Source organism: Sphingomonas sp. Leaf22 (assembly GCF_001421715.1).
Classification (GTDB): Bacteria; Pseudomonadota; Alphaproteobacteria; order Sphingomonadales; family Sphingomonadaceae; genus Sphingomonas.
The window spans coordinates 42,706-50,270 of the sequence record NZ_LMKP01000018.1 but is presented as its reverse complement, the minus strand read 5'-3'; the positions used below and the strand labels follow the sequence as shown (position 1 = coordinate 50,270).

The 7,565-nt window shown below is 65.2% G+C and carries 2 protein-coding genes and 2 pseudogenes; 1 reads left to right on the top strand and 3 read right to left on the bottom strand.

Going from position 1 to position 7,565, the window contains the following annotated elements; all coding sequences use genetic code 11:
* Positions 1-86: 86 nt before the first annotated feature.
* From ASE70_RS10025 to ASE70_RS20660, 3 genes and pseudogenes are all read right to left on the bottom strand, one after another.
* Positions 87-431: pseudogene (locus tag ASE70_RS10025) on the bottom strand (transposase); the annotation flags it as partial.
* An 11-nt stretch (positions 432-442) separates the two neighbouring features.
* Positions 443-1,563 (bottom strand): IS3 family transposase gene (locus tag ASE70_RS10020; RefSeq protein ID WP_156356155.1). Its coding sequence is split into 2 segments (ribosomal slippage): positions 443-1,314 and positions 1,314-1,563, totalling 1,122 coding nucleotides; the frame shifts between segments, so codons are not numbered across the junction.
* Positions 1,564-1,622: 59 nt separating this feature from the next.
* A pseudogene (locus ASE70_RS20660) lies at positions 1,623-1,985 on the bottom strand (IS481 family transposase); the annotation flags it as partial.
* Positions 1,986-2,645: 660 nt separating this feature from the next.
* On the opposite strand from ASE70_RS20660, the gene ASE70_RS10005 reads away from it, so the two are divergent.
* Positions 2,646-7,430 (top strand): Ig-like domain-containing protein, encoded by a 4,785-nt coding sequence (locus ASE70_RS10005; RefSeq protein WP_156356153.1) that lies wholly within the window; start codon positions 2,646-2,648, stop codon positions 7,428-7,430.
* The last annotated feature ends 135 nt before the right edge of the window (positions 7,431-7,565 follow it).

Below are 7,565 nucleotides of genomic sequence, written 5' to 3'. Positions count from 1 at the left end.
GCTGAACAAGGGCTTTGCCCCGGCGGCATTCGTCACCGAGGTCAGCCTGAGCCAGGAACATTATAACCTGATGAGCGGTGCCATCATCAACGGTATCGATCTATACTAGGGTTCAGCCTCATTCTGAGCCAGAACGCGATGGCGGTTGCAAGCGCGACGCCTGAGAGGAAGTTGGCTGCCAGCTTGTCGTAGCGGGTGGCGACGCGGCGGAAGTCCTTGAGACGGCAGAAGGCGTTTTCGATGAGGTGGCGACCGCGATAGCGGTCCTTGTCGTAGCGGATGGCGCGCTTGCGGTTGCGTCGGCCCGGGATGACCGGAACAGCGCCTCCATCGCGCAGCGAGCGCCGTAGCCTGTCGGCATCGTAGCCTTTGTCGCCGAGCAGGTAGCGCATGCGCCCGGCGCGTTCGAGAAGTGCCGGTGCCGCTGACGTGCTCCCCATTTTCAGGCCGCTGATAAGTTAGCTTTGGTGTCCTCATGCCCGTGGCGTGGGCGGTTGGTAAACTCGGCGGGTGCCATGCCGCCAAGGCTGCTGTGCGGACGCACGGTGTTGTAGTCGGTCCGCCATGCCTCAATGATCCGTCTCGCCGCAGCCAGCGAGGGGAACAGGTGCTCGTTCAGACACTCGTCGCGCAAGCGACCATTGAACGATTCCACGAAGCCGTTCTGCTGCGGCTTGCCGGGCGCAATGTAATGCCACTCGACGCCGGTGTCCTGGCACCAGGCGAGCACGGCATGACTGGTCAGCTCGGTGCCATTGTCGCTGACCACCATGCACGGCAGCCCGCGACGCTCGGCGATGGCGGCGAGTTCGCGGACGACACGCCGACCTGATAATGAGGTGTCGACGATGCACGCCAGGCACTCCCGGCTGTAATCGTCGATGACGTTGAGGACGTGGAACCGCCGGCCGCAGGCCAATGCATCCGACACGAAGTCTAGCGACCAGCGCTGGTTGGGTTCCTGCGGGATCGCCATCGGCGCCCGCGTGCCTAGCGCCCGTTTCCGGCCGCCACGCTTGCGCACCGTCAGCCGCTCTTCGCGATACAGCCGGTACACCTTCTTCAGGTTCATGCCCTTGCCTTCACGCCTGAGCAGGATTGCCAACCGGCGATAGCCGAACCGGCGACGCTCGTTGGCGAGCTCGCGCATCCGCTCGCGGACAGTATCGTCCTTCCCGCGAAGCGGCTCATATTGCCATGCCGACCGGTTGACCCCGATCAGTCTGCAGGCGCGACGCTCGGAGAAGCCGTGGTCGGTCATCAGCTTCTCCACCGCAGCGTAGCGATCCGCAGGCCGGGTCAGTTTTTTCCCAGCAGATCCTTCAGCGCCGACACGTCCAGCATCGACTCCGCCAGCAGCTTCTTCAGCCGCCGGTTCTCGTCCTCCAGCGTCCGCAACCGTGCCGCTTCCGACACGGTCATCCCGCCGTATTTCGACTTCCAGTTGTAGAACGTCGCATCGCTGATGCCGTGCTTCCGGCACAGCTCGGCGGTCTTTACGCCAGCCTCGTGCTCACGCAGCACGCCTATGATCTGATCCTCGGTAAAACGGCCTCGCCGCATCGCTCGTCTCCATATGACGAGCTAACTTACCTATGGCATGATTTCCGGGGAGCACTTCAGTCGCCCTCGATGTCCGGCAGACAGGATATGCCGTACCGCTGTAGGCAGCGGTGTAGCGCTGACGGTGTGAGGTGTTGTATCGATGGCTGCAACGCGTAAAGGCGGTCGTCGAGCGGCAGCAGTGTTTGCCGCCGGAACGCCACAATCATCGCCTCCTCGGCTTCGGTTAGGATGGTGGAATGAGAGGCCTTCGGCCCGGTCTTCAAATCTTCGGTTGTTGCCCGCTTCCGCTATTTCGCCACCGTCTACGGGTTAATCCCCAGTTCAAGGGCTCCGCCTCGCAAGCGAAGCTTACGACAAAGCTGTATTGTTGCTCGGACGGCGTGCGTGGTCGTGGCGCTCCCGTGACGTACCTGTCCCATACGACTTCCTTCCATTCCAAAAAAAGGATTGCATCATTAAACAGTAGGATTAAACATCTAGGCGGAGAACTAATCACGTTATCGTCTTAAAACCGATCAGCATATCGCTTTCCACTACACCTAGCTGACTGCTTCGTGCCAAAATATGATCTTGTCATTCCTTATGGTAGGTATGTGAGATATACATCATTATTCATTGCCGTATCCGGCAGTAACTACGCACCGGGGTTTACTGTCATTACAACTGGAACAGGCTAGTTTGACATTTTGCCTATTTTGCAACTGCCATGACCGCTGTCGTTGCTGTTACTATCGTTGCGAACGCCCCCCTAAAGTGCTGATGAGCTTTGTCCAAGGTTGAAATCGTTCAGGTCGAGACACCTATTTTCCAGTGACATTGATGCACATTGAGTAGACCTCAACGCAAAATTTGTTTGAGCGTCGCCGCATTTTTGACCCGACCTTAATCTTTCCCCGCGAAAACGGCCCCGTCCGGAGCAGGCATCGGGGCGGCCACGGTCGCAGCGGTGGTTCCAGTTTCGGACATTCGTATCGCGATCGTCGCACGCGCGCCGATCCGGTCGAGCCGGCGCCGCCCCTGCAGGGGTGATCCTATATGCGCCGCGACCGGCCGGAGCGGGCGTAGAAGGGGAATATCAAGTGAAGTCTTCGGCTATCCGGTTGCCGCGTCGGCGATTTTTGAAGCTTAAGGGCAACATGGTCGAGCTGGCGGTCGGTCTGCTCGCTGCCGTCATGATCGAAACCCAGTCAGCGCATGCCGAGACGCTCCCGGCCGATACCGGTGCCGGCGATACCGGTCCCGTGCCCACCGACGCGCTGCCCGAGGCGATCGCCGCGATCGATCCGGAAGCGATCCGCACCCTGTCGATCGACGAACTCAAGCAACTGCTCGATGCCGAGGCACTGGCCTCGCTTGGGCTCGACAGCGAATTCATCCAGCTTCTGGACGTCGATGCCTCGGCGGCGATCCGTCGCCTTGAAACCGCGTTCCGCGAAAAGATCAAGGTCGCAGCCAAGGGCGAGGCGAAGATCGCCGCCGCCGGCGACGCGCATGGCGACGTCGCCCATGCCGAGCGCGCCAGCGCTGACACGCATCATGACTCGGCGCTCGACGGCGGCTTTTCGCCGCTATGGCTGCTGGCCGGGCTGGCGGTGGTCGGCGGCGGTGTCGCGCTGGCCGGCAGTGGCGGCGGCGACAAGGACGGTCCCGCGCCCAACGTCGTGCCGAGCGCGAGCGCAGACAGCTTCACCACAGCCGAGGACACCGCCGTCACCTTCGACGTGCGGACCAACGACAGCGACCGCGATGGCGGCACGCTGAGCGTCACGCAGATCAACGGCACCGCGATCACCACGACCGCCCCGGTCACGATCACCGGCGGCGTCGTCAGCCTGAATGGCGATGGCCGGCTGACCTTCACGCCCGCCGCCAATTTCAACGGCAGCCCGACCTTCACCTACACCGTATCGGACGGGCAGGGCGGCACGGCCACCGCAACCGTCACCGGTACCGTCACCGCCGTGAACGATGCACCGGTTGCGACCAACGACAGCTTCACCACCGCCGAAGACACCGCCGTCACCATCACGGTGCTTGCCAACGACCGCGATGTGGATGGCGACACGCTTACGGTCACGCAGATCAACGGCACCGCCATCACCGCGGCCGCCCCGGTCACGATCACCGGTGGCGTCGTCAGCCTGAATGCTGCCGGCGGTCTGCTCTTCACCCCGACGGCCAATTTCAACGGCAGCCCGAGCTTCACCTATACCGTGTCGGACGGGAAGGGCGGCACGGCCACCGCAACCGTCAACGGCACCGTCACCCCCGTGAACGACGCTCCGGTCAACGCGCTGCCCGCCAGCGTCGCACCGGTGGCGCAGGGTAGCGCCGTCGCGATCAACGGCCTGTCGATCGCCGATGTCGATGGCGGCAATACCAGCTTCACCACCACGCTGAGCGTTGCGCACGGTGTGCTGGTCGCCGGCACCGTCGCCGGCGGCGCCACGATCAGCGGTGCCGGCACCGGCGCACTGGTGCTGACCGGCACGCTGGCACAGGTCAACGCGACGCTTGCCACGGTCGGCTATACCAGCGCTTCGGGCTATGTCGGCGCGGAAACTCTGACCATGGTCACCAGCGACGGTCAGGCGACCGACACCGACACGCTGAACCTGACCGTGGCGCAGGTCACGCAGGGCGTGGTCATCGACGGCTATGTCGCCGGTGCGCGCATTTTCTTCGACGCGAACGGCAACGGCGCATATGACGAAGGCGAAGTGGTCGCCGTCACCGACGCACAGGGCCGCTTCACGCTGGTCGGCGAACCGGTCGGCACAATGATCGCACTGGGCGGCGTCAACACCGACACCGGGCTGCCCAACACCATTGCGCTGAAGGCCCCGGCGGGATCGACGGCGGTGACGCCGCTGACCACGCTGGTCGCCGAACTGACCCAGACCGGCGTCGACGTGGCGACCGCGCAGGCGCAGATCGCCCGCGCGTTCGGCCTGCCCGAAGGCGTCGATCTCGGCAGTTTCGACTTCCTTGCGCCCACCGCCGATCCGGCGATCGGTTTCGCGATCCAGAAGGTCGCGACCCAGATCGCAACGGTGATGATCCAGGCGCAGGCGGCGGGCGTCAGCGCGACCGCGGTCAGCGCACAGATCGCGCAGCTGGCAAAGACCGGCGCGGTCGATCTCGGCAATCCGAGGCAGTTGGCGAACGTGCTGGTCGCGGCCGGTACCGATGCGGGCGTGGCGGCAGCGACGGCGCAAAGGGCGGCAGCGATCAACCAGGCGGTGGCGAGCGCGACCTCGCCCGACGCGCTGGTCGACACCGTCCGCGATCTCAACCAGCCCGATGCCAACCTGCCGCCGGTGACGCTGGCCGATGCCGCCAAATTCGGTCTGGGCATGTCGGTACAGATCGGCGTGCTGGCCAACGACACCGATCCGAACGGCGGCCCGCTCAGCGTCGTCGCGGTCGAAGGCCGCGCGATCGCGATCGGCCAGTCGGTCGACGTGACGAACGGCACGGTGACGCTGGGTGAAAACGGCACGCTGACCTTCACCCCGGCGACCGATTTCTTCGGTAGCCAGAGCTTCAGCTACACCGTGGCGGACAGCGCTGGCGCGACTGCGATCGGCACCGCCACCGCCAGCCTCGACGTGCCGCTGCTCATGGTATCGGCCGAACAGCTCGACTTCGCGATCACCCGCGCCGCCGATCTGGCCGCCGCGGGCGTGGAGACGATCGTCGTCGACACCGCGACCATCGACGATGCGCAGGCGAACACGCTGGTCACCGCCGGCATCGATTTCGCCGAAGCCGGCGACGTGACGCTGCAGGTCGAGGGGACCCACCTCAACACCACGCTGAAGTCGCTGCAGGCGCTGCATGTCGATGCGATCGCGGTCGGTGCGGGTGTCACCGCACTGTCGCTCGAGGCGGGCGGATCGCTAGACTCGCTCAGTGTCGGCAGCCTGCCGCAGTTCGACGTGGCGCAATCGGATGCCGCGCTCGACGTGACGCTGAACGTCGATCCGGGCACGCTGGGTGTCGGGGTCGACCTGACCCAGCTGGCCGCCGGACTGCGCGACAGCGGCATCGACCATCTGGGCGTGGCCGGCAACGGCGCGCTGGCACTCGATCTGGGTCAGGCGCAGGCGTTGGCAGGCGCAGGGCTCGACTTCGCGACCACCGCCGACATCACGCTCGACGTGGATGCGGGACAGCTCGCGGGGATCGCCAGCGATCCGGCGCTGCTGGCGCAGCTCCATGTCGATCACCTCGACGTCGCCGGTGCCGCCACCATCACCGAGGCGCAGGCCGCCGGGCTGATCGGCGCGGGCGTCGACTTCGTCGAGGGCGACGATGTGACGCTGGCGGTCGAGGGTACGCACATGTCGACCACGCTGAAGGGGCTTCAGGGGCTGCATGTCGATGCGGTTGCGGTAGGCGCGGGCGTCACCGTCCTGTCGCTGGAGGCGGGCGGCGCACTCGATGGCATCACGACCGGCGATCTGCCATCGTTCGTCATCGACCAGAGCGACGCCGCGCTCGACGTGACGCTGACCGTCGATGCCGGGATGCTGGGTCGCGACTTCGACATGTTCGCGCTGGCACCGGCGCTGGCCGATGCGGGTATCGACCATATCGGCGTCGCCGGGTCGGGCACGCTGGGGCTGTCGCTCCAGCAGGCCTGGGGCGTGTCGGTCAACGGCATGGACTTCACCCCTGCCGCCGACGTGGTGGTGCATCTGGGCGCGACCGAACTGGCGGCGGTCACCGCCCCTGGCGAGGCGGCGCTGCTTGGCCAGATCAATGTCGACACGCTCGACGTGATCGAGGATCAGGCAGTCATTTCCGACGATCAGGCGGCCAATCTGGTCGCGGCGGGCCTGCACTTCGCGGACGGCGACGACATCACCGTCGCGGCGGAGGGTACGCAGATGTCCACCACGCTGCGCGGGCTGCACGACCTGAAGGTCGATGTGGTGGCGGGGACCATCGGCGGAAAGCTGGTGATCGATGCCGGCGACCTGACCGGGATCAGCGCCGACGACCTGCCGCAGTTCGACGTGGCACAGTCGGACGACCTTCTCGACGTCACGCTGCGGGTCGATGCGAGCCAGCTGAGTGCGATCGTTGAACTGGCACAAGGACTGGCCGATGCCGGGATCGACCATATCGTCACCAATCAGGATATCGCCCTGCTCGATCCCGATCAGCTGGCGGTGCTGGACCAGATCACCGACCTGTTCGGCATCGACTTCACCTACGAACCCTTCGATCCGGTGGCACAGCGCTTCCTCGATCCCGAAGAGGCTCGCGTCGAGGCCGAACTGATCCAGGAGATGCGCAGCGGCTTCGAAGGGGCCGACGACGACGGCACCGGCGGGGTGTACCGCATCACCGACGGCGCGCATCATGCGCTGGCGGAATCGGGCCTGCTGCGCGCCTATACCGCCGATACGCTGGTCATCGACGGCACCGGTTCGTCGGACAAGCTGCTCGCGACGCTGAAGGACATCGGCGACATGGGCGTCGACGAGGTCCGCCTCGACGATGGTCAGAATGGGCCGGTCTATGTCGACCTCGGCCTCGACGGGCTGGACGGGGATAGCGGCATGGCCGAGATCCGCGCCCTACTCCGCTCGCTGGGCGATGGGCAGAACGGACCCGATCCGATCTTCCAGGGCAGCGACAAGGTCGCGCTGGTGATGGACGCCGACGCGGCCCATGCGCTGGCGCAGGTCGAAGGCGGCGTGGAGCAGCTCAAGGCAATCGGCATCACCGAAATCGACGTGCTGACCGATGCCGACGACATGACCCCGCCGGCGTTCGGCGATGTCGGGATCGAGGTGAAGCTGATCGGGCAGGACGACGAACTGTACCGCCAGCTGCATCACGACCGGTAAGACCGGCCGATACTCCGCCCCTTCCCGGTCGGGAGGGGGCGGCCATTGGCCGGGACGGTCATTGCCTGCAAATCAATCGGTTCGCGCCGATTTCGGTCCGGTCCTCCTGGGGATCGGACCGTTCGCGCAACGATC